The sequence below is a fragment of the Sphingomonas hankookensis genome, from assembly GCF_028551275.1.
Classification (GTDB): domain Bacteria; phylum Pseudomonadota; class Alphaproteobacteria; order Sphingomonadales; family Sphingomonadaceae; genus Sphingomonas; species Sphingomonas hankookensis_A.
Genome location: NZ_CP117025.1, coordinates 2,356,154 through 2,375,831 on the forward strand (window position 1 = coordinate 2,356,154; position 19,678 = coordinate 2,375,831).

The following is a 19,678-nucleotide window of genomic DNA, read 5'->3' on the forward strand; positions in this document are numbered from 1 at the left end:
AAAGGGAGCGGATATGGAAGCTTACATCGGATACGTGATGTTCACCGCCGGCAGCTATGCCCCCTATGGCTGGTCGCTATGCCAGGGGCAGATTCTCGGCATCGCGCAATATAATGCCGTCTACGCCCTGCTGGGCAACACCTATGGCGGCAATGGCACCAGCACCTTCGGGCTGCCCCATCTGGGCGGGCGCGTTCCCGTCGGCACGGGCCAGGCGCCGGGAATCAGCCATAACTATCAGGCAGGTGAGACGGGCGGCACTGAGCAGACCACCATCCTTACCACGCAAATGCCCGCGCACGTCCACGCCGTTCCGGAGCAGCCCGGCATGGCCGTTGTCACCGACAATACCGTGGATGACAGCACCACCACCGCCAGCGCGGGTGCCCGTCTGGGCAACCTGATCGATCCCAACGTCAGCGGCGCGGCGATCTATGTTCCGGCAGGATCGGGCACCACGACGGTTAACCTGGCCGGAAACCCGGCAGGTACGACCGGCATCGCCGGTGCAAGCCAGCCCATGTCGCTGATGCAGCCCTATCTGGCGATGAATGCGGTCATCTGCCTTCAGGGCCTCTACCCCCCACGCGATTGAGCAAGCGGCCGGCATCCTGTCCCGCGGGACGGGGTGCCGGCTATTTGCCAATCAGTTGAATACCGCCTGATAGATGCGACGATCGCGCAGGGGCGGACGCTGGCTGATGAAAATGCTGTACGGCCCGCCGCGCCCGCAATCGAATTCGTAGGCAAGGTCGAGCAACACGACGTTCAGCGGCGCTTCGAAGACCAGCGAAAAGGGCTGCCGGAAGTCGAGACCGGCGGGCAGGCGCGGCGACGTCTCCACGCGGTCCAACCGCACCTCGACCGATTGCGGCAGGGTGTTCACCTTCACCGTCCTGCCGACCCACGGCAGAAAATCTTCGGGCGTCATCAAATGCATAGCGGGTCCCCTCTCCATGACCACCATCGACGATCAGGCTGAATGGGGCAAGAAGGACCGGGCAGAGATACGACCGGACAGGATCCGTTTCCGCCACGAATGCGCCACCGATACTTCCGTGATTCGCCACGCCCATGCCGGCCACTGGCGTGCACCGCCCGGCGTCGACCTGCCATCGGCGTTGCTCGCCCAACTGCTCGACCAGCAGCACCGATTGCAGGAACATCATATCGCGACGGTGCATCCGGACGCCGATCGACGCATGATCCTGTACGACGGGATGGCGGTCGGCCGGATATGCCTGGTTCGTGACGCCCGCCATTGGCTGGTCGTCGACCTCGCGCTGGTCGCCGAAGCGCAGGGCCACGGCATCGGCCGGATCGTACTGAACCGTCTGATGGACGAAGCCATTCCGGCGCGTGCCGCGATCCTGCTGGACGTAGCCCGCGACAATGTCCGGGCGCAGGCATTGTACCGTCGCGCGGGGTTCGGGCCCGTGGGGAAGGACAGTTGCACCCATTTCCGATGGATATGGCATCCGCCAGCCGCCGACTACCTGCCCCACCTCCGGTCCGATGCAACGCATCCCACGATGGCCGACCGCGGCAACCGGTAGCCGCCTAGCGCGCGTCGGCCGGCTCCGCACCGCCCTCCCGCCAGGCGTCGCGCAGCAACTCCCGCAGCCAGCCGCTGGTCGGGTCGGCGTCCCGGTCGCGTCGCCACAGCAGCGCTACCGGATAGCGCTCCATCGCCATCGGCGGGTCGAAACTGTGCAGCGGGGCGTGACGGCACAGCGCAAGCGCGGCATGCGACGGCAGCGTCGCCACCCGCGCCGATCCGAGCAGGAAGGACGGCAATGCCGCGAATTGCGTCAGCGCCGCGGCGACATGGCGCGTGCGCCCGATCGCCGCCAGTGCCTGATCGACCGCCCCCGATCGGCCGGAATAGGAGACGAGGACATGCGGCAGGCCGACATAGGCGTCGAGCGTCATCGGGTGCAGCACGTCGACCCACGCGGGATCGACCAGGCAGCGATAGCCCGATGTGCCGATTTCCAGCTGCCGGGTCGTCCGGCTGCGACGGGCGGGGCTTGCGACCATTGCCAGCTCGATCCGGCCGGATTCCAGATCGTCCTCGATGGTCTGGCGGTTGCACTGGCGGATGATGATCGACGCACGCGGCGCGGCGACCGCGACCCGGTGCAGCAGCGCCGGCCCGCAGGCGAGCATGAAGTCGTCCGACATGCCGATCGTCACCGCGCGCGCCAGCTCGGCCGGCGCGAACGCCCGCTGCGGCGACAAGGCATCGTGCATCTGCGCCAGCGCCGCTTCGAGCGATGGCGCGATCTCGATCGCTCTGGGGGTGGGCTGCATTCCGTCACGACTGCGCACGAACAGCGGATCGTCGACCATCCGCCGCAACCGGGCGAGCGATCCGCTCACCGCGGACTGGCTGAGGTTCAGGTGCGCGGCGGCACGCGACACGCTGCGTTCGCGGCAGATGGCCAGGAACGCGGTGACCAGGTTGTAATCCACCCGCGCGGTATCGTTGAGACCGATAATCTGCATCGCGATATGCGGTTTGAACGATGCGGTGGACCGCGTCAAATTGGTGCCATCATCAAAGGAGCTCAGCATGCGCCAACATCGCGTCGCCGTCGTCCAGGCCGGAACGACCCTGTTCGATACCCCCCGCACGCTGGAGCGGATGGCCGCGCATTGCGACGCCGCCAAGGGCGAAGGCGTCGAACTCGCGGTGTTTCCGGAGGCCTATATCGGCGGCTATCCCAAGGGCCTCGACTTCGGCGCCCGGGTCGGCACGCGTACGCCGCAGGGGCGCGAGGATTATCTACGCTACTGGCGCGCGGCGATCGACATGGACGGGCCGGAAGTCCGCACGATCGGCGGATTTGCGGCCGACATGAAGGCCCATCTGGTCACCGGCGTCATCGAACGCGACGGCACGACGCTCTACTGCACCGCGCTCTTCTTCGGTCCGGACGGGGCGCTGATCGGCAAGCATCGCAAGCTGATGCCGACCGCCAGCGAACGGCTGGTCTGGGGTCAGGGCGATGGATCGACCCTTCCGGTGCTGGACACGCCGGTCGGCAGGATCGGCGCGGCGATCTGCTGGGAGAATTACATGCCGCCCTTGCGGCAGGCGATGTATGCGCGCGGCATCGAGCTATGGTGTGCGCCGACCGTGGACGAACGCGATATCTGGCAGGCGTCGATGCGCCATATCGCCTATGAAGGGCGGATGTTCATGCTCAGCGCGTGCCAGTACATGACCCGCGCCGATGCGCCGGACGACTATGCTGCCTTTGCCGGCGAAGACCCGGCGACCGAGCGGATCAAGGGCGGCAGCATCATCGTGAACCCGATGGGCGAGGTCGTCGCCGGTCCGCTGCACGGTCGCGAAGGGGTGCTGGCCGCGACGGTCGACCTCGACGACGTGGTGCGCGGACGCTACGACCTCGACGTCGCCGGCCATTATTCGCGGCCGGATGTGTTCACCCTGCAGGTCGATACGACGCCCCGGTCGCAGCTTGTCGTCCGGACGGATGTGCCGGCCGCGGGCGACGACGATCCGGTCTAGGGATCATCGGTCGCCCACGCTGCCGCCCCGTTCCCGCTAAGACGCCGATCGATGCGCGGCGGCCAGCTTGCGATGCGCGTCCGCCGCGGCCGACGACCGCGCGGTGCGGGCCATCGCAAGTTCCTGTTCACATCGCGCCGCGTGATAGTCGTGACCGGCCGTCCGGGGCGGCCGCCTGGCGGTGGCGTGCAGCTTCAGCCAGTTCAGGAACAGTCCCATTCCATTGCCCTCCCGCAAAAGGACGCCGGGGCCGTGTCAGGCCCCGGCGTCTGTCTGTTCAGAACTGGAACCCGACCCCGGCATTGGCACCGCCAAATCCCCGGCTGTCATAGGTTCCGCCGACCTTCACCACTGCGCGGCCATCGGCAAAGGCGCGCGATGCGCCGAATGCGATGGCCGATTGCCCGCGATAGGTGCCGCCGCCCATCGCAATCATCGTCGCGCCCGGCTCCATCGCCTGCGGCAGCGCGGCGACTGCCATCGCGGCCGACGATCCGGCGCTCAGGTCGCGCCGCAACGTGCCCAGGTCGAACCCGATATCGGCGATCCGGCTGTCGATATAGTTCGCAGTCTGGCTGGCGACGCTTTGCAACCCGGCCTGCAACTGGCCCAGATTGACCGCATCGGTCGCCGCGGTTCCGGCCGCGACGTTGCGCAGCGCCACCGGCGTACCGGCCGCATTGCCCAGCGTTACGTTGCCCGACCCGTCATACTGAACCGAATTCGCCCCCAATGTCAGCGCCGCCTGCGCAGTCTGGTTGACGGCATAGAGCTGCCCGCCATTCACCGCCTGCGTCGAACCGGCGGCAACCGTACCGGCGGCGACATTGGCGATCGTCACCGGCGCCGCCGCATTTCCACCGGCCAGCGTGATCTGGTTCGTGCGGGCACCGGTCGCATCCCGGTCATATTGCAGGCTGTTCGACGATTGCTGCGCCACGGCGAACAACTGCCCGCCATTGACCGCGTCGGTCGATCCGGCGGCAACGCTGCCAGCTGCGACATTGTGCAGCGTGACCGCGGCAGCCGGATTGGCGCCGACCAGCGTGACATCGTTGGTCAGCGTGCCGCCGTTCGACGCGGTCGGGCTGTCCGGATTGCTGTACTGGATCGGGCTGACCGTGCTGCCCGCCAGCGAATTGGCCAGCGTCGAGATGGCGCTGGTGTTCGCGGCAACCTGCAGGTTCGTTTCGGCCAGCTGCCCGCCATTGACGGCGTCGGTGGAACCGATCGCGACGTTGCCTGCGCGGAGATTGTGCAGCCCGACCGCACCGCCGCTGGCCGACACCAGGGTTGCATCGTCGGTCAACGTACCGCCATTCGGCGTAGTCGGCGAAGCCGCATCGGCATATTTCAGCGGCTGGTTGCCGACCTGCGTCTGCAAATTGGTGATCGCCGTCGAATTGGCGTCTACCCGCGTCGTCAGATTGGTCACCGCCGACCCCGTGCCGGTCACGTTGGCCTGCAAGTCGGCGATCGCTGCCGTGTTGCCCGCGATCTGCGTCGTCTGGCCGGCGACCACGGTTTCGAGCGTCGTCGTCCGTCCGGCTAGCACGCCCACTGCCTGGTTGGTGGTGTTCAGCTGGTCCCCATTCACCGCGTCGGTTGACCCTGCGCCGACGGTCCCGCCGGCGACATTGTGGAGCGCCACCGCCCCGCCGCTGGCGCCCACCAGCGTCAGGTCGTCGGTCACCGTGCCGCCATTGGGGGTGGTCGGCGTGGCGGCGGTCGAATAGCGGACCGGGCCGAGCGATCCGTTCCCCATCTGGGCGATCGCATTGGTATTGGCGGCGACCTGGGCATTCACCGCGAACAGCTGCGCGCCGTTCACCGCCTCGGTCGAATTGGCCGACACGCTGCCGGCCGCCACGTTCGCGAGCACCGTGCCCGCACTACCGCCCAGCGTCAGCCGGTCGCGGGCGACATTGTCATACTGCACCGCGCTGGCACCGAGCGCCGCCAGTTGCGACGTGTTGGCGGTGACCTGCGTGTCGAGCGCCGCGAGCGACGCGACCGCCGCCCCCAACCGCTGGTCGGTCGCGAAGAGCTGCGACCCGTTGACCGCATCGGTCGAGGTCGCCGACAGCGCGCCGGCATCGACATTGCCGAGCCGAACCGCCGCACCGGGGGTGGTGCCGACCAGCGTGACGCCGCCGGTGCGGACCCCGGCGGCATCGACGTCGTAGCGAACCGCGTTGGCCGTCGACCCCTGCAGCGCGACGATGGTCTGGGTATTGGCGGTAACCCGGGTGTCGAGACCGCCGATCGCGGCGGTGTTCGCATCGACGCGGCCGTTGGTCGCGAACAGCTGCGCGCCGTTCACCGCCTCGGTCGACGTCGCATTCAGCGCGCCTGCCCCGACATTGGCGAGGACGGTGCCACCCGCCCCGGCCAGCGTCGCGCGTGCCCGGGTCGCGTCGTCATAGCCGATGGTGTTCGCGGCCAGTGCGGTGACCCGATCGGCTACGCCCGTAACCTGACCCACGGTCGCCGCATCGGTCGCCGCCGATCCCGCCGCGACATTGGTGATCTGCCGCAGGCCGCCCGCGGTCCCGACCGATACTTCACCGGCCGAGTTCTGCGTGCCGGTCAGCCCGATCGCGGTATAACCGGTCTGCGCCCCCCGCCCGGCAATCGACCCGGCGCCCAGCGCGACGCTGTTCGCCGCCGTCACCTGTGCATTGGTGCCAAAGGCGATGCTGCCCGTCGCACCGGCTTCGGCGCGGGCGTTGTTGCCGAAGGCGATGGCGTTGACGTCGGCGGCAAAGGACGGCGTACCGTCGAGGCCCAGGCCCGAAATCCGGTTGCCGCCGATCGACAGGCCGGCCGAGCTATCGAGGCTGATCGCATCGGCCGTCATCTGGCACTGGTCGTTCGGCCCGACGATGTTGCCGTTGGTGTCGAGCACCTGCAACGTGATCGGCGCGCCCGACGCCGCCTGGTTCAGCAGGCCGGTCGCATTGGTGTTGAGCGGCGGCAGGACGGCGCCGAGCAGCGGCAGGTTCAGGATGCCGTTCACCGTCTGCTCGATCGGCGCGGTAATCCCGGTCACCACCGGTGCGACGATATAGGTCACGACCGAGCGTGGCAGCTGGACGCCGCTACAGGCGCTGACGACGCGCGTCTGTGCGGCCGCCTGCTGCGCCGTGGCGGCGCCGATGGAGATGGTCGTGCCGAGCAGGATCTTCAGCAACCGGTTCGACCGGCCGGAACGCGCCTGGGTATGGGAAACTCGCATACATCCTCCTGTGTCACCCGACTGTTGGACTGGGTCGACGGAGGATGATCGAACGCCGGTCGCGATTCTGCTTACGGCAAGCCGTTGCGTTTCCAGCATTTTGCGGACGGAATTAACCAACGCAGGTTGATTCCGCGCACTGCGTCGGCCGCAGGTGCGGCGTTATAAGGTATAACCGACGCAATATCCGCAACTGGCGCCATCAGCAGATTACGCCTGATGCGATCACTATTGCAGCGTCCGGCAACGATCACCACGCATCGCCGCCAAGATTCTGAGTTCCCCGGAAAATATCGCAGCAACATTTTGTTTCAAACCCGTCACGGACCCGGGAATTGTCGCACGCGTTACGTGTAAAAGAGGGGAAGCAATGATCGATATACTGGGCAGCTATTGCGGTACTGCGCCTGACGCCGCGACATGGTATTGGCGGTGGAACACCGATCTGTTTCTCGTTGTTTTACTGATACTTTCGGCGGCGATGTTCACGCGCCTGCCAGCGAGGCGGCGGTCGAGCGGTATCGTCGCGACGATCGTCCTGGGGATCGCTTTCCTGTCGCCGCTATGCGCGCTGTCGGTGGCGCTGTTCTCCGCCCGGACGCTTCACCACCTGCTCCTGATCGGCGTCGCCGCCCCGCTGCTGGCCGCCGCGCTGCCTGGACGTAGCGCGCCGAGCCCGAGCATCGCGTTCGCGCTTTCCACCAGCGTGCTGTGGGCATGGCACCTGCCCGCCGCCTATGACGCCGCCCTCGCCAACAGGGCGCTGTACTGGGTGATGCAGGCCAGCCTGCTGGGCAGCGCCTGGGTCTATTGGCGGGCGGTGCGCCACGCCGCCCCGCCACTGGCACTCGCCCTGATCGGCGTGGGCGCGGCACAGATGGGGATGCTGGGTGCGATCCTGACCTTCGTCGCGCGGCCCCTGTATGCCACGCACCTGTCGACGACGGTGCCGTTCGGCATCGGGCCGCTGGCCGATCAGCAGCTGGCCGGTCTGGCGATGTGGGTGCTCGGCCTGATCCCCTATGCCGTCATCGGGGCGCTGGTGATGCGGTCGTCGTGGCGCCGAATGGTGGCGGCATGATCCTGAGCATCGTCAAGGCGCTGCACATCGCCGCGTTGATCCTGTGGTGCGCCGGGTTGATCGCGCTGCCGCTGGTGCTCGCCAAACATAGCCGCGACGAGGCGCAGACGACCTATGCCCGGCTGCGACTGCTGACGCATGACAGCTATACGATGATCGTCACCCCGGCGGCGGTCGTGGCGATCGCGGCGGGCACCGCGCTGATCTATCTGCGCGGCGTGTTCGAACCGTGGATGTTCGCCAAGCTCGTCGCGGTCGGCCTGCTCGTGTGCCTTCATGCCTTTGTCGGCCATGTCGTGCTGCTGATGAGCGAGCGGCGCGGGGAATATGCGCCGCCATCGGCCGTGCCCCTGGTCGTCGCCAGCATCCTGACGATGACCGTCGTCCTCTTGCTGGTGCTCGCCAAGCCGGTCGTGCCGGACATCGCGCCGGCCTGGCTCAAGTCACCGCAGAACCGTCAGCTTCCTGTCGAAGAGACACCGATTTGATACTCGAACACCAGCTTGCCGCCGTGCCACCCGGTGAAGCCCGTAAAGGCGACCGCGAAGAGCGAGAGGAGCAGCCCGTAGGGCAGCACCGCCTGTTCATATCCGGTCAGCCGCAGGCCCCAGTTCGCGCCGAGGATCGACAACAGCATGACCGCGATGATGAAATGCGTCCAGCTGGCCGAACGCGCACGGATGCCGGGCACCAGCAACAGCTCGACCGTCCCCGCGATGCCGGCGAGCACGCCGAACAGAAACCCGGCGCCCGACGCCCACAAAGCGGCGCGCGCCCAGAAAGTGTCGCCGGTCCACCAGTACAACAGGTCGGCGCCCAGCGTGCAGGTGGTCAGCGCGATGGGAAAGGCGACCAGCATGGCGTGGATGGGATGGCCCGCCACCGCGATCTTGGATTCGGTGCGATGAAACGCTTCCTTTTGCTCGATGGGATCGACCAGCCGGGTTTCGGCCGTGTCGGTGTGCGCGGAATCGGTCGACATGGGGCAGCTATTCTCCGGGCCGGGGCGGGCCGCGCCGGCATGTGCGCGACAACGCTCGTCGCGCTGTCCGGTTGCACGGGCGAATTGTCGACGATCGATCCGGCCGGTCCCCATGCCCGTTCGGTCGCGACGATGTGGTGGGTGATGCTGGGCGGATCGACGCTCCTTGCCGGGCTGGTTTTCGTGCTCCTCGCGCTCGCGTTCCGCCGCCGGAGTGCCGAGCGCCGCGCGGCATCGGGGCGGTTGTGGATCGGCGTGCTGGGCCTTGCCATGCCCGGCGTCGTGCTGCTCTCGCTGGTCGGCTATGCGCTCAGCGTCGGCATCGGCACGCTGCCGACGGCCGATGCGGCGGCGGTCGAGATACGCGTGGCGGCGCGGCAATATGCGTGGGACGTCGTCCATCCGGGCGGCATCGCCACGCAGAACGTGCTGCACATCCCGGCCGGACGGCCCGCAGACCTCGTCATCACCTCGACCGATGTGATCCATAGCCTGTGGATCCCGCGGCTGGCCGGAAAGATGGATGCGATCCCCGGCCATACCAACCGGTTGCGGGTGATCGCCGATGCGCCGGGCATCTATCGCGGCAAATGCGCCGAATATTGCGGGGTCGGGCACAAGGACCATGGCTTCACCGTCGTCGCGCATGACGCGGCGGGATGGGCCGCGTTCACGGGAGGGGAACGATGAGCGCGCTGAAACTGCACCGCGAACTGACCGCGATCTGGCGCACGGAGCCGGGCTGGCGCGGTCATTTCCGATCGGTCAACCATAGCGATATCGGCAAGCGGTTCATCGTCGCGGCCTTCGTCTTCTTCGCGATCGGCGGTGTGCTGGCGATGCTGATCCGCGCACAGCTCGCCACGCCGCGCAGCGCCTTTGTCGGGCCGGAGGTCTATAACCAGCTGTTCACGATGCATGGCAGCATCATGATGTTCCTGTTCGCCATCCCGATGTTCGAAGGGCTGACGATGTATCTGCTGCCCAAGATGCTCGGCAGCCGCGACCTGGCGTTTCCGCGCCTCTCCTCGCTCGGCTGGTGGTGCTACCTGTTCGGCGGCACGATCATCATCGTCGCGATGCTGGCCGGGGTCGCGCCCAATGCGGGCTGGTTCCTGTATCCCCCGCTGTCGGGCAAGGCCTATACGCCGGGTATCAATTCCGACGTCTGGCTGCTCGGCATCACCTTCGTCGAAATCTCGGCGATGTGCGCCGCGATCGAGATCACCGTGTCGATCCTGAAACTGCGCGCGGCGGGCATGCGGCTCGACCGGATGCCGATCTTCGCCTGGTATCTGCTGGGGACGGCGGGGATGATGGTCTTCGGCTTTCCGCCGCTGATCCTGGGGTCGATCCTGCTGGAGGTCGAGCGGGCGTTCGGCTGGCCCTTCTATGCACCCGAACTCGGCGGATCGCCGCTGCTGTGGCAGCATCTATTCTGGCTGTTCGGCCATCCGGAGGTCTACATCATCTTCCTGCCCGCCGCCGGCGCGGTATCGACCATCCTGCCGGTGATGGCGCGTACCCGGCTGCTCGGGCACGGCGCGATCGTCGCGGCGATCATGGCGCTGGCGTTCCTCAGCTTCGGGCTGTGGGTGCACCACATGTTCACCACCGGCATCCCGCACATGGCGCTCGGCTTCTTTTCGGCCGCCTCCGCGCTGGTCGCGGTGCCGACCGCGGTGCAGGTGTTCGCGTGGCTGGGGACGTTGTGGCAGGGGCGGCCGGAAATGAAGCTGCCGATGCTCTACCTGATCGGCTTCTTCATCGTGTTCGTGATCGGCGGGCTGACCGGCGTCATGCTGGCGATGGTGCCGTTCGACGCGCAGGCGCACGACACCGCCTTCGTCACCGCGCATCTCCATTACGTGCTGGTCGGCGGGTTCGTGTTCCCGATGCTGGCCGCCGCCTATTACTGGCTGCCGCACATCACCGGGCGCGAACGGGTGATGCGGATCGGGGAAGCGGCGTTCTGGCTGATCTTCATCGGGTTCAACCTCACCTTCTTCATGATGCACCTGACCGGATTGCTGGGGATGCCGCGGCGGATCGATACCTATCCCGAGGGGATGGGCTGGACATGGCTGAACCTGTTGTCGTCGGTCGGCGGCTTCCTGCAGGCGTTCGGCTTTGCGCTGTTCCTGATCGACGTCGTGCTGCAGATCTGGCTGGGGCGGATCCATCGCCGCAACCCTTGGGGGGCGACGACGCTGGAATGGGCGATGCCGATCCCGTCGACGGCGTACAACTTCGCCAGCCTGCCGACGGTGGCGACCCGCGATCCGCTGGCCGACGATCCCGATCTGGGCGTGTCGCTCGCGCGCGGCCGGGGGCTGCTGGCGACGCCGCGCCACGGCTGGCGCGAGACGCTGGCGGTGGACATGACCACCGGCGCGCCCGACCATGTCACGATCCTGCCGGGCAATAGCTGGCTGCCGATCGGCACCGCCGCGATGCTGGGCGGCTTCTTCCTCGCGATGCTGGCCGGGGTCTATATCGTCGCGCCGGTGTTCCTGCTGGGCGTGGTCTGGCTCGGCTGGCGCTGGGCGTGGAGCAACGGCATCCGCCGCGACGTGGGGACGGTCGCGGTCGGTGACGGCCTGTCGCTGCCGACCAGCTTCGAGGCCGCGCGCACGACCGGCTGGTGGGGCAGCATCTTCGCACTGTGCGCCAGCGCGACGCTCTTCGCGTCGTTGCTGTTCGGCTATGCCTTTCTGTGGACCATCGCGCCCAACTGGCCCCCGCCCCGGCTGATCGAACCATCGCTGCTGGTGCCGCTGGTCGCGGTCGTTGGCGCGGTCGCGGCGGGCCTTGGCGGGCGCGGGGGGAACCATCCGCTGCTGCTGGGCGGGCAGGTCGCGATCGTGGCGGCGCTGGGCTGGCTGCTGACCGGAGCCCCCGGCCCCACCACCCATGCCTATGCCGCGGTCAGCGCGATGCTCGTAGCCTATGCGGTCTTCCACGCCGCGCTGGCCGCGATCATGGGTGGGTTCCTGGTGGCGCGGGCGCGCAGCGGCTTTCATTCGGCGACGCGTGGCGGCGAGGCGCGGATCGTCCGGCTGTGGAGCGATCATGCCGCCGGGGTCGGCGTCCTCGTCGCGATCCTGCTCGTGCTGCCGGGGTGGCTCGCATGATCGTGCTGCTGCGCCTTTCGGCGGGCCTGATCGGATGGGCCGTGGCCTTCTGCCTGATCTACGCCCTGCATGGTCTCGGCTGCTCCGGCGGGTGGGCGGGAGCCGGCGTCGGCGGTATGAGCGTCCATCGCGCCGTCCTGCTGGCCGGCTGGGCATTCTCGCTCGCCGCGACGGCGGGGATCGCGCTGTGGCTGCGGCGGTTCCGCGCGACCAGCCTCGATCGTGCGGCAGCCGCGCTCGGGTGGGTTGGGTTCGCCGCGACGCTCATTACCTTCGCCCCGATCGCCGTCGTGCCGGCGTGTCTGTGATGCGCGACGATACCTCCGCCGCCTTGCGCTGCACCTCCCGGGAGTTGGCCGCATGAACGCTCCCCGCATCCTGTTCCTGGGGCTACAGACCCTTACCGGCCTGCTCGGCGCAGCGATGACGGCGCTGGGACTGTGGCTCGTGACGCTGGGGGGCACCGCCTATTATCTCGTCACCGGCCTGCTGCTGGTCGCAGGCGCCGTCGTCGCATGGCGCGGCCGTCCGGCAACGGCGGTCGTGGCCGGTGGGGTCGCGCTGCTCGTCACCTTGCTGTGGTCGCTGGTCGAGATCGCGGGCAAGGGGTGGATGGAGTCCTGGGGCTTCGACCTTGCCGGTCGGGTCGGCCTGCTCGGCGCGCTGGTACTGGCGTCCGCCGTCGTCGGGCTGATACCCCTCGGCACCCGCCCGTTGCGCACCGTCGCGATCGGCGCGGTCGGCCTGTTGCTGACCATTGCCGCCACCCTCGCCTTCTTCTGGGAGCGTCCCGGAACCGCGCGAACCGCCGTCGCGGTTGCCCCCGGCCCAGCCGACACCGACTGGACCGCCTTCGGCGGCACCAATGCCGGCACGCGCTATTCCCCGGCGACGCAGATCACGCCGGCCAATGTCGGCTCCCTGCGCGAAGCATGGCGGTTCCACACCGGCGACCTGCCCGAACAGGACGGACGCGTCTTCTTCTCGGCGCAGAACACCCCGCTCAAGGCCGACGACACCCTCTTTCTATGCTCGCCACGCAACCGTGTCTTCGCACTGGACCCGGCGACCGGGCGCGAGAAATGGCGGTTCGTGCCGACCATCGCGCCGCGCACGCTCGAATCCGCCTTCTCGGTCGCATGCCGCACCGTTGGTTATCATGCGGCACCAGGCGAGGGCGCAGCAATCTGCGCCCGCCGCATCTTCGTCGCAGTCGCCGATGGCCGGCTGATCGCGCTGGACGCACGGACCGGGCGGCGCTGCCCGGGCTTCGGGCGCGACGGCACGGTCGACCTGACCGCCGGCATGGGCCTCAAGGAACCCGGCCATGCGTCGAGCAATTCCGGCCCATCGGTCATCGGCGACATGGTCGTCGTCGGGCAGCAGGTGAGCGACAACCAGCGCCGCGACGCGCCGTCCGGCGTCGTGCGCGCCTATGACGCCACCACCGGTGCGCTGCGCTGGGCGTGGGACGCGAAGCGCAGCGACGCCCGAGCCCCGCTCGACGCGGACCAGACCTGGCCCAAGGGGACGCCGAACGTCTGGAACGTCATCTCGGGCGATGCCGGGCTCGGGCTGGTGCTGCTGGCGACCGGCAATGCCGGCAACGACCATTGGGGCGGCAATCGCGATCCGGAGGACGACCGTTTCAGCAGCGCGGTCGTCGCGGTCGACCTGGCGACCGGGGCGACCCGCTGGGCATTCCGCACCGTCGAGCGGGACCGTTTCGACTATGATTCGGGCGCACAGCCGGTGCTGACGACGCTCCCGGTGGGCGGCGCGGCACGGCCGGTGGTGATCCAGGCAACGAAGACCGGGTCGCTGTTCGTCCTAGATGCCCGCACCGGTCGCCCGGTCACGCCGGTCGACTATCGCCCGGTCCCGACCGACGGCATGCCGGGCGACCGGCTGTCGCCGGTACAACCGCAATCGGTAGCATATCCCAATCTGTCGGGGCGTCCGGAACGCGATCCCGAACGCATCGATGCGCGTCATAGCTGGGGCCTGACCCCGCTCGACGCCGCGCTGTGCCGGATCCAGTTCCACCGCATGCGCTATGACGGCATCTACACCCCGCCGACCGGCAAGGGCCTAGGGACCTTGCTGTTCCCCGGCACCGTCGGCGGCATGAACTGGGGCGGAATCGCACTCGACCCCGCGCGCGGCGTCATCATCAGCAACCACAGCCGCCTGCCCAACCGTGTCCAGCTGATCCCCCGCGCCGATGTCGCCGATCCGGCGATCGGCGATGGCGGACGTCGCCCCGACCAGGCGGTCGCCCCGCAGAAGGGCGCACCCTATGGCGTCGACCGGCCGATGTGGCTGTCGCCGCTGGGCGTGCCCTGCATCGCGCCGCCTTGGGGCTATATCGCCGCGACCGACCTGCGCAGCGGTCGGCTGCTCTGGTCGCAACCGCTGGGAACCGGCCGCGATACCGGGCCGCTGGGCATTCCGTCGCAGTTGCGCATCGTCATCGGTACGCCGAACCTGGGCGGCGCAGTAACGACCGCCGGGGGCCTTACCTTCATCGCCGCCGCGCAGGACCATTATCTGCGCGCGTTCGAAACCACCACCGGGCGGTTGCTATGGTCGGCGCGACTGCCCGCCGGCGGCCAGTCCTCGGCGATGACCTATATGCATCGCGGTCGCCAATATGTCGCGATCGGCGCGACCGGTCACGCCCGGTTCGAGACGAAGCTGGGAGATGCCCTGACGGTCTATGCGCTGCCCACCCCGCCGGCTAAGTAATTGACGTAGCGCGCTTCGTCGCAAAATACTCTGACAAATCCGCAGTCCTTGCTATGGGGCGGCGGACAGCAACGGAGGGATGCGGCGATGATGTGGGCCAGGCGCGACATATTGAAGGCGGGATCGGCGATCGTGGCGACGACCGGCCTTCCGCGGCTGGCACGGGCGCAAGTCGGCGGGACGAGCGTCGGCACGCTCGAAATTGATACCGCCGGGCGGCGGGCGCCGATCTCGCCGCTGATCTTCGGGCAGTTCATCGAATTTCTCGGCCGTTCGATTACCGGCGGCATCTTCGAGGAGGGATCGCCGCTCTCCGACGCCAACGGCTTCCGGCGTGACGTGCTGGCCAAGGTGCTGGGACTGCAACCGACGATCCTGCGCTTTCCCGGCGGTACGGTAACGAAAATCTACCATTGGGAGGACGGGATCGGCCCGCGGGCGACGCGTCGTGTCCGCCCCAACCTGATCTGGGGCGGGGTCGAGGACAATCATTTCGGCACCGACGAATTCATTCGCTACGCCCGCGAACTCAAGGCCGAACCGTTCATCACCGTCAGCATGGGTGTCGGCACCGCCGAGGAAGCGTCGAACTGGGTCGAATATTGCAACGGCACCGGCAGGACCCATTATGCCGATTTGCGTCGCCGCAACGGCTTCGACGCGCCGCATGCCGTGAAATATTGGGGGCTGGGCAACGAAGAGGACGCCGAACCCGATGCCGGCCGGTTGCAGGACCCGGCCGACTATGTGCGGGAGGCATGGTATTATGCCAAGCTGATGAAATTGCACGACCCGTCGATCAAGCTGATCGCGGCGGGCGGCGGACAGGCGTGGAACGAACGGGTCGTCCACGAGCTGCACCCCGTTGCCGACTATCTCGCGCTCCATCTCTATCCCAAGACGCAGGGCGGCGTGCCACTGTCGCTCATCAAGAGCGCCGACGATACCGAGGCGACGATCGGCACGATCCGGGACCAGATCGCCCGCCTCGCCCCGCCGCGGGTGACCGAATTCAACAAATGGTATCGCTTCCCGCCCCGCGCGGCGCCGATGATGATCGCGCTCGATGAAATCGGCATATGGGAAGATGCCGGCGGCGGCGTCTACAACATGGAAACCCGGTACGACTGGAATCACGCGCTGGCGACGGCGACGCTGTACAACGTCATGATCCGCAATGCCGACATCATCGGCATGGCGACCTGGGCACAGACGGTGAACGTGCTGGCGCCGATCCTGACCAATGCGACCGGATCGATCGCGCAGACCATCTGGTTCGTCATGGCGCTCTATCGTCGCTTCTGTGGCAGCCACCGGCTGTCGGCGACCCTGCCCTCGCCGGTGCTCGCGCTGCCCGGCGCGGAACAGCAGCGCTCGCTCGACACCGCCGCGACGATCGACGATGCCGGTGGCACGATCAGCGTGTTCGTCGTCAACCGGCATCCCGACCGGGCGGTCGCAACCCGCATCGCGCGACCGGCCGGTTATCGCCGGGTCGATCTGCACGAACTGTCGGCCCCTTCGCCGCGCAGCGCCAATACGCTCGACCGGCCGGAGGAGAATGTCGTGGCGGAACGGTCCCGCACGCTGGGCACCATCCCCGACCACTACAGTTTCCCGGCCCACTCGATCACGGTGCTGCACTTCCGCCGCTGACCGGCCGGGCAGATGCGTCGCGAATATTCATCCTTCCGAATGACCTCCCCGGTTGACAGATCGCGGCGCAAAAAGAATAATCAATTTAATTAATCGAATCAGGCGGCGAACGGATCGCCTGACGAAACATTGGGGAGGTCCGATGCGCTACGACTCGTCGACGGTAGTTCGTTCGGTATTGCTGGGTGCAGTATCGGTTTTTGGTCTGGCAGCATCGGGCGGCGCCTGGGCGCAAACCGGGGTCGGCAACACCCCCGCCGCGCCGACCACCCCCGCCGATGCGGTCGCCGCCCCCGAACAGGTCGATGCCACCGGCGACGAGATCGTCGTGACCGGCATCCGTGCATCGCAGGCCCGCTCGGTCGAAATCAAGCGCAACGCCGCCAGCGTGGTCGAAGCGATCAGCGCGCAGGATATCGGCAAGCTCCCCGACGTCACCATCTCGGATTCGCTGCAACGCATTCCGGGCGTACAGATCCGCCGCGAGGCGGGTGAAGGCGGCGCGGTCAACATCCGCGGCCTGCCGCAGGTCACCACGTTGATGAACGGCGAACAGTTCCTCGGCGCCAATTCGGTGACGACGGTCCAGCCGAACTTCACCGACATTCCCTCGCAGCTTTTCTCCGGCGCGACGGTGTTCAAGTCGCCGACCGCGTCGCTGCAACAGGCGGGCCTGTCCGGCACGGTCGACCTGCTTACGCGTCGGCCGATGGATTTGAAGAGCGGGCTGACGCTGTCGGCGGCCGCCGAAGGGCAATATGGCGACGAGACCAAGAATTGGAGCCCGTCGGCCAACGGCCTGATCGCCTATCATGGCGATCGCTTCGGCGTGCTGGTGTCGGCCGCCTATAGCGACCTGACGCTCGGCAACAGCTTCCGCGGCGTGCAGGATTACGGCGTCGCGCTGAACAACGAAGGCGGTAGCGCGACCAACCCGGGCGCGTTCGCGGTCGGCAACAACGGCGTCAGCCGCGGCACGCCGGTGCGCAATGCGCAGGGCGCGATCATCGGCTATGACGTGAACGGCGACGGCGATGCCAATGACGCGTTCATCACGCCGCAGTCACACACCGCGTGGAACCGCATCACCAACCGCGAACGCTTCGGCGCCAACGCCTCGCTCCAGTTCGAGATCAACGATGCGCTCAAACTGACCGCCGACGGCTTCTACACGCGGCAGACGCAATATGACCGCACCGCCGGTTTCCAGTTTTCCAACGTCGACTGGCTGTCGTCGCCGTTCCTGCCGACCAAGTCGCGCGATACCGGCGCGGTCGTCGGCGGCTACAACGTCAACACGGTGCAGCAATATACCTACAGCCTGCCCAACTTTGACAGCTATTCGGAAACCTTCCGCACCAAGAGCGAATCGCAGAACTATAATCTTCAGCTCGACTGGCAGCCGAGCGACCAGTTCAAGGGTACGATCCGCGGCATCTATGGCAAGGCGTCGCGCCGCCGCGACCAGTCCTATACCCAGTTCAACCTGACCAACGGCAGCCAATGGGCCTATAACGGCGTCGGCAACTATCCCGCCTCGCTCGGCGGCGACCGTCGGTTCAACCCGACCGGCTTCCAGATCTACAGCCAGACCGCGACCGTCGATTATTCCAGCGGCGCGCCGGTGTTCGGCTTCTCGCCGGCCTTCCTGTCGCAGGTGTCCGATCCTTCGCGCTACGGGCTGAAGACGATCTCGTCCGAAGGCAATGTGTATCAGGAAGGCGATCTGTGGGCGCTGCGCGCCGATGGCGAATATACCGCCGATAACGGTGTGAAGCTGTCGTTCGGTGGCCGCTATGGCGAACGCAATGTCGACCAGTTCACCTTTGACCGCGTCTCGCCCTTCTATGCCGGCAACACCGACAATGCCGCCAACCCGGCGGGCGGATGCCTCGTCAAGTGGAAGGCGTTCGACGTCAACCTGAACGACAACAAGTGCGCCGTGCTCGATGCGCAGGGCAACGCCTATACCGCGGGCTATACCCGGCAGGCGAACGATCCGGTCTTCGCCGGACTGGTCAAGCAATATGCCCTGCCCGCCGCCGGCGCACCGGCGCTCTACGTGCTCGACCCGCACGCGATGGACGACAGCGAGGCGTGGCAGAACAAATTCTATCCCGGCAGCCAGAATCTGGTCAATCCGGCGGACTCGTTCACCGTCAACGTCCGCCAGATCTCGGGCTATGGCCAGGTTTCGGGCGAGGGCGAGCTGTTCGGCATGCCGTTCCGGGCGAATGGCGGGCTTCAGGTCGTCAATACCCGGCTGAACGTCCGCCAGAACATCGTCGGCGCGCCGCAGCCCTATGGCGTGTCGGGGGTCGATGCCGGCGACGTGACGACTGAGCGGGAGTTCACCGACTTCCTGCCCGCCTTCAACGTCGCGTTCGACGTAACCGACAAGCTGCGCGCCCGGGCCGCCTTCTCCAAGACGATGACGGTGCTCGACTTCCTGCAATGGGGCGGTGGCCTGAACGTCAACTATGCGATCAATACCCAGGTCAATCCGGCCCGGTTCGAGGCGCGGACGGCGGATTCGCGCGGCAACCCGAACCTCAACCCGTGGCGCGCGACCAATGCCGAAGCGAGCCTCGAATATTATACCGGCCGCTCCAGCCTGGTCGCGGTCGGCGCCTTCTACATCGCGGTCGACAGCTTCATCACCACCACCACCGAACTGCGCAACGACATCCCCGACAATGACGGCGTGATCCGTCGCCCGGTCGTCACCAACACGCTGGCGCAGGGCGAAGGCGGTACGCTGAAGGGCATCGAGGCATCGGCCCGCCAGTCGCTCGCCGATTACGGCGTGGGCGGCTTCCTCGGCGGCTTCGGCGTCGACGCGAACTACACGCTGTCGCTGGGCGATGCCGGACAGATCGACCTCGCCGGCAACAAGATGCCGTTCCAGGACAACAGCAAGCATCAGGTCAACGCCGCCCTCTGGTTCGAGAAGTACGGGTTGCAGGCGCGCGTCGCGTACAACTTCCGCTCGAAGCGGCTCGCCTCGTCCAACTATGGTGGCATTCAGGGGCTGGCCCAGTATCAGGAACCGACCAACTATCTCGACGCGTCGATCTCCTACGACATCACGCCGCATTTCAGCATCTACGGCCAGGCATCGAACCTGACCGCGGAGACCGAACGCTACTACCTGACCTGGCAGGATCAGGTGTTCAACGAGAACATCTACGAACGCCGCTTCATCGCCGGCGTGCGGGCGAAGTTCTGAGCCGCGTGGCGACGTGGCGGGTTGCCGACATGTCGCCACCTGCTTGGCCATTTCGTCACCGCAGCGCAGGCC

At 67.2% G+C, this 19,678-nt stretch carries 16 protein-coding genes; 11 read left to right on the top strand and 5 right to left on the bottom strand.

The genetic code is table 11. The features are described 5' to 3' along the window. Positions 1-13 precede the first annotated feature (13 nt). Positions 14-595 (top strand): phage tail protein, encoded by a 582-nt coding sequence (locus PPZ50_RS11080; protein WP_066691628.1) that lies wholly within the window; start codon positions 14-16, stop codon positions 593-595. A gap of 51 nt (positions 596-646) precedes the next feature. On the opposite strand, the gene PPZ50_RS11085 is transcribed toward PPZ50_RS11080, so the two are convergent. Next, positions 647-940, bottom strand: a complete 294-nt coding sequence (locus PPZ50_RS11085) for a DUF6916 family protein (RefSeq protein ID WP_066691630.1) — start codon at positions 938-940, stop codon at positions 647-649. A 16-nt stretch (positions 941-956) separates the two neighbouring features. Between PPZ50_RS11085 and PPZ50_RS11090 the strand changes: the two genes are divergently transcribed. Continuing rightward, positions 957-1,556: a GNAT family N-acetyltransferase gene (locus tag PPZ50_RS11090; protein WP_066691632.1), complete on the top strand. Its 600-nt coding sequence runs from the start codon at positions 957-959 to the stop codon at positions 1,554-1,556. A gap of 4 nt (positions 1,557-1,560) precedes the next feature. On the opposite strand, the gene PPZ50_RS11095 is transcribed toward PPZ50_RS11090, so the two are convergent. Further along, positions 1,561-2,547: a LysR family transcriptional regulator gene (locus PPZ50_RS11095; RefSeq protein ID WP_272815298.1), complete on the bottom strand. Its 987-nt coding sequence runs from the start codon at positions 2,545-2,547 to the stop codon at positions 1,561-1,563. 28 nt (positions 2,548-2,575) lie between these two features. Here PPZ50_RS11095 and PPZ50_RS11100 point away from each other — a divergent pair, with 28 nt between their 5' ends. Continuing rightward, positions 2,576-3,538 carry a carbon-nitrogen hydrolase family protein gene (locus PPZ50_RS11100; protein ID WP_066691635.1) on the top strand — a complete coding sequence of 321 codons (963 nt, stop codon included), beginning with the start codon at positions 2,576-2,578 and terminating at the stop codon, positions 3,536-3,538. Positions 3,539-3,574: 36 nt separating this feature from the next. Here the strand turns inward: PPZ50_RS11100 and PPZ50_RS11105 are convergent, their stop codons facing one another. Both PPZ50_RS11105 and PPZ50_RS11110 read right to left on the bottom strand, forming a co-directional pair. Next, complete coding sequence (locus PPZ50_RS11105; protein ID WP_066691637.1) at positions 3,575-3,757, bottom strand: hypothetical protein; 183 nt, start codon at positions 3,755-3,757, stop codon at positions 3,575-3,577. Positions 3,758-3,815: 58 nt separating this feature from the next. Continuing rightward, positions 3,816-6,776, bottom strand: a complete 2,961-nt coding sequence (locus PPZ50_RS11110) for a YadA family autotransporter adhesin (protein WP_198158583.1) — start codon at positions 6,774-6,776, stop codon at positions 3,816-3,818. 370 nt (positions 6,777-7,146) lie between these two features. Between PPZ50_RS11110 and PPZ50_RS11115 the strand changes: the two genes are divergently transcribed. After that, positions 7,147-7,857 carry a cytochrome c oxidase assembly protein gene (locus PPZ50_RS11115; protein WP_126013927.1) on the top strand — a complete coding sequence of 237 codons (711 nt, stop codon included), beginning with the start codon at positions 7,147-7,149 and terminating at the stop codon, positions 7,855-7,857. Beyond that, positions 7,854-8,345 carry a CopD family protein gene (locus tag PPZ50_RS11120; RefSeq protein WP_066691210.1) on the top strand — a complete coding sequence of 164 codons (492 nt, stop codon included), beginning with the start codon at positions 7,854-7,856 and terminating at the stop codon, positions 8,343-8,345. Before PPZ50_RS11115 ends, PPZ50_RS11120 begins: the two co-directional genes overlap by 4 nt. On the opposite strand, the gene PPZ50_RS11125 is transcribed toward PPZ50_RS11120, so the two are convergent. Further along, positions 8,315-8,839, bottom strand: coding sequence for a DUF2231 domain-containing protein (locus PPZ50_RS11125; protein ID WP_066691213.1), 525 nt, complete (start codon positions 8,837-8,839; stop codon positions 8,315-8,317). The genes PPZ50_RS11120 and PPZ50_RS11125 overlap by 31 nt on opposite strands. 39 nt (positions 8,840-8,878) lie before the next feature. Here PPZ50_RS11125 and PPZ50_RS11130 point away from each other — a divergent pair, with 39 nt between their 5' ends. From PPZ50_RS11130 to PPZ50_RS11155, 6 genes are all read left to right on the top strand, one after another. Further along, positions 8,879-9,529 (top strand): cytochrome c oxidase subunit II, encoded by a 651-nt coding sequence (locus tag PPZ50_RS11130; RefSeq protein ID WP_066691215.1) that lies wholly within the window; start codon positions 8,879-8,881, stop codon positions 9,527-9,529. Continuing rightward, a complete protein-coding gene (ctaD, locus tag PPZ50_RS11135) occupies positions 9,526-11,973 on the top strand; it encodes a cytochrome c oxidase subunit I (RefSeq protein WP_066691217.1) in 2,448 nt (815 codons plus the stop codon). Before PPZ50_RS11130 ends, ctaD begins: the two co-directional genes overlap by 4 nt. After that, a complete protein-coding gene (locus PPZ50_RS11140) occupies positions 11,970-12,281 on the top strand; it encodes a hypothetical protein (RefSeq protein ID WP_066691219.1) in 312 nt (103 codons plus the stop codon). The genes ctaD and PPZ50_RS11140 overlap by 4 nt, the downstream gene beginning before the upstream one ends. Positions 12,282-12,333: 52 nt before the next feature. Continuing rightward, positions 12,334-14,721, top strand: coding sequence for a membrane-bound PQQ-dependent dehydrogenase, glucose/quinate/shikimate family (locus PPZ50_RS11145; protein WP_066691221.1), 2,388 nt, complete (start codon positions 12,334-12,336; stop codon positions 14,719-14,721). An 87-nt stretch (positions 14,722-14,808) separates the two neighbouring features. Continuing rightward, a complete protein-coding gene (locus PPZ50_RS11150; protein ID WP_272815299.1) occupies positions 14,809-16,377 on the top strand; it encodes an alpha-L-arabinofuranosidase C-terminal domain-containing protein in 1,569 nt (522 codons plus the stop codon). Between the two features lie 142 nt (positions 16,378-16,519). Continuing rightward, positions 16,520-19,606: a TonB-dependent receptor gene (locus PPZ50_RS11155; protein WP_066691225.1), complete on the top strand. Its 3,087-nt coding sequence runs from the start codon at positions 16,520-16,522 to the stop codon at positions 19,604-19,606. Positions 19,607-19,678 lie beyond the last annotated feature (72 nt).

Coding starts and splice junctions, on each gene's coding strand:
- ctaD (WP_066691217.1), top strand. CDS start 9,526: ATGAGCGCGCTGAAACTGCACCGCGAACTGACCGCGATCTGGCGCACG.
- PPZ50_RS11115 (WP_126013927.1), top strand. CDS start 7,147: ATGATCGATATACTGGGCAGCTATTGCGGTACTGCGCCTGACGCCGCG.
- PPZ50_RS11085 (WP_066691630.1), bottom strand. CDS start 940: ATGCATTTGATGACGCCCGAAGATTTTCTGCCGTGGGTCGGCAGGACG.
- PPZ50_RS11130 (WP_066691215.1), top strand. CDS start 8,879: ATGTGCGCGACAACGCTCGTCGCGCTGTCCGGTTGCACGGGCGAATTG.
- PPZ50_RS11150 (WP_272815299.1), top strand. CDS start 14,809: ATGATGTGGGCCAGGCGCGACATATTGAAGGCGGGATCGGCGATCGTG.
- PPZ50_RS11120 (WP_066691210.1), top strand. CDS start 7,854: ATGATCCTGAGCATCGTCAAGGCGCTGCACATCGCCGCGTTGATCCTG.
- PPZ50_RS11110 (WP_198158583.1), bottom strand. CDS start 6,776: ATGCGAGTTTCCCATACCCAGGCGCGTTCCGGCCGGTCGAACCGGTTG.
- PPZ50_RS11155 (WP_066691225.1), top strand. CDS start 16,520: ATGCGCTACGACTCGTCGACGGTAGTTCGTTCGGTATTGCTGGGTGCA.
- PPZ50_RS11080 (WP_066691628.1), top strand. CDS start 14: ATGGAAGCTTACATCGGATACGTGATGTTCACCGCCGGCAGCTATGCC.
- PPZ50_RS11105 (WP_066691637.1), bottom strand. CDS start 3,757: ATGGGACTGTTCCTGAACTGGCTGAAGCTGCACGCCACCGCCAGGCGG.
- PPZ50_RS11100 (WP_066691635.1), top strand. CDS start 2,576: ATGCGCCAACATCGCGTCGCCGTCGTCCAGGCCGGAACGACCCTGTTC.
- PPZ50_RS11125 (WP_066691213.1), bottom strand. CDS start 8,839: ATGTCGACCGATTCCGCGCACACCGACACGGCCGAAACCCGGCTGGTC.
- PPZ50_RS11090 (WP_066691632.1), top strand. CDS start 957: ATGACCACCATCGACGATCAGGCTGAATGGGGCAAGAAGGACCGGGCA.
- PPZ50_RS11145 (WP_066691221.1), top strand. CDS start 12,334: ATGAACGCTCCCCGCATCCTGTTCCTGGGGCTACAGACCCTTACCGGC.
- PPZ50_RS11140 (WP_066691219.1), top strand. CDS start 11,970: ATGATCGTGCTGCTGCGCCTTTCGGCGGGCCTGATCGGATGGGCCGTG.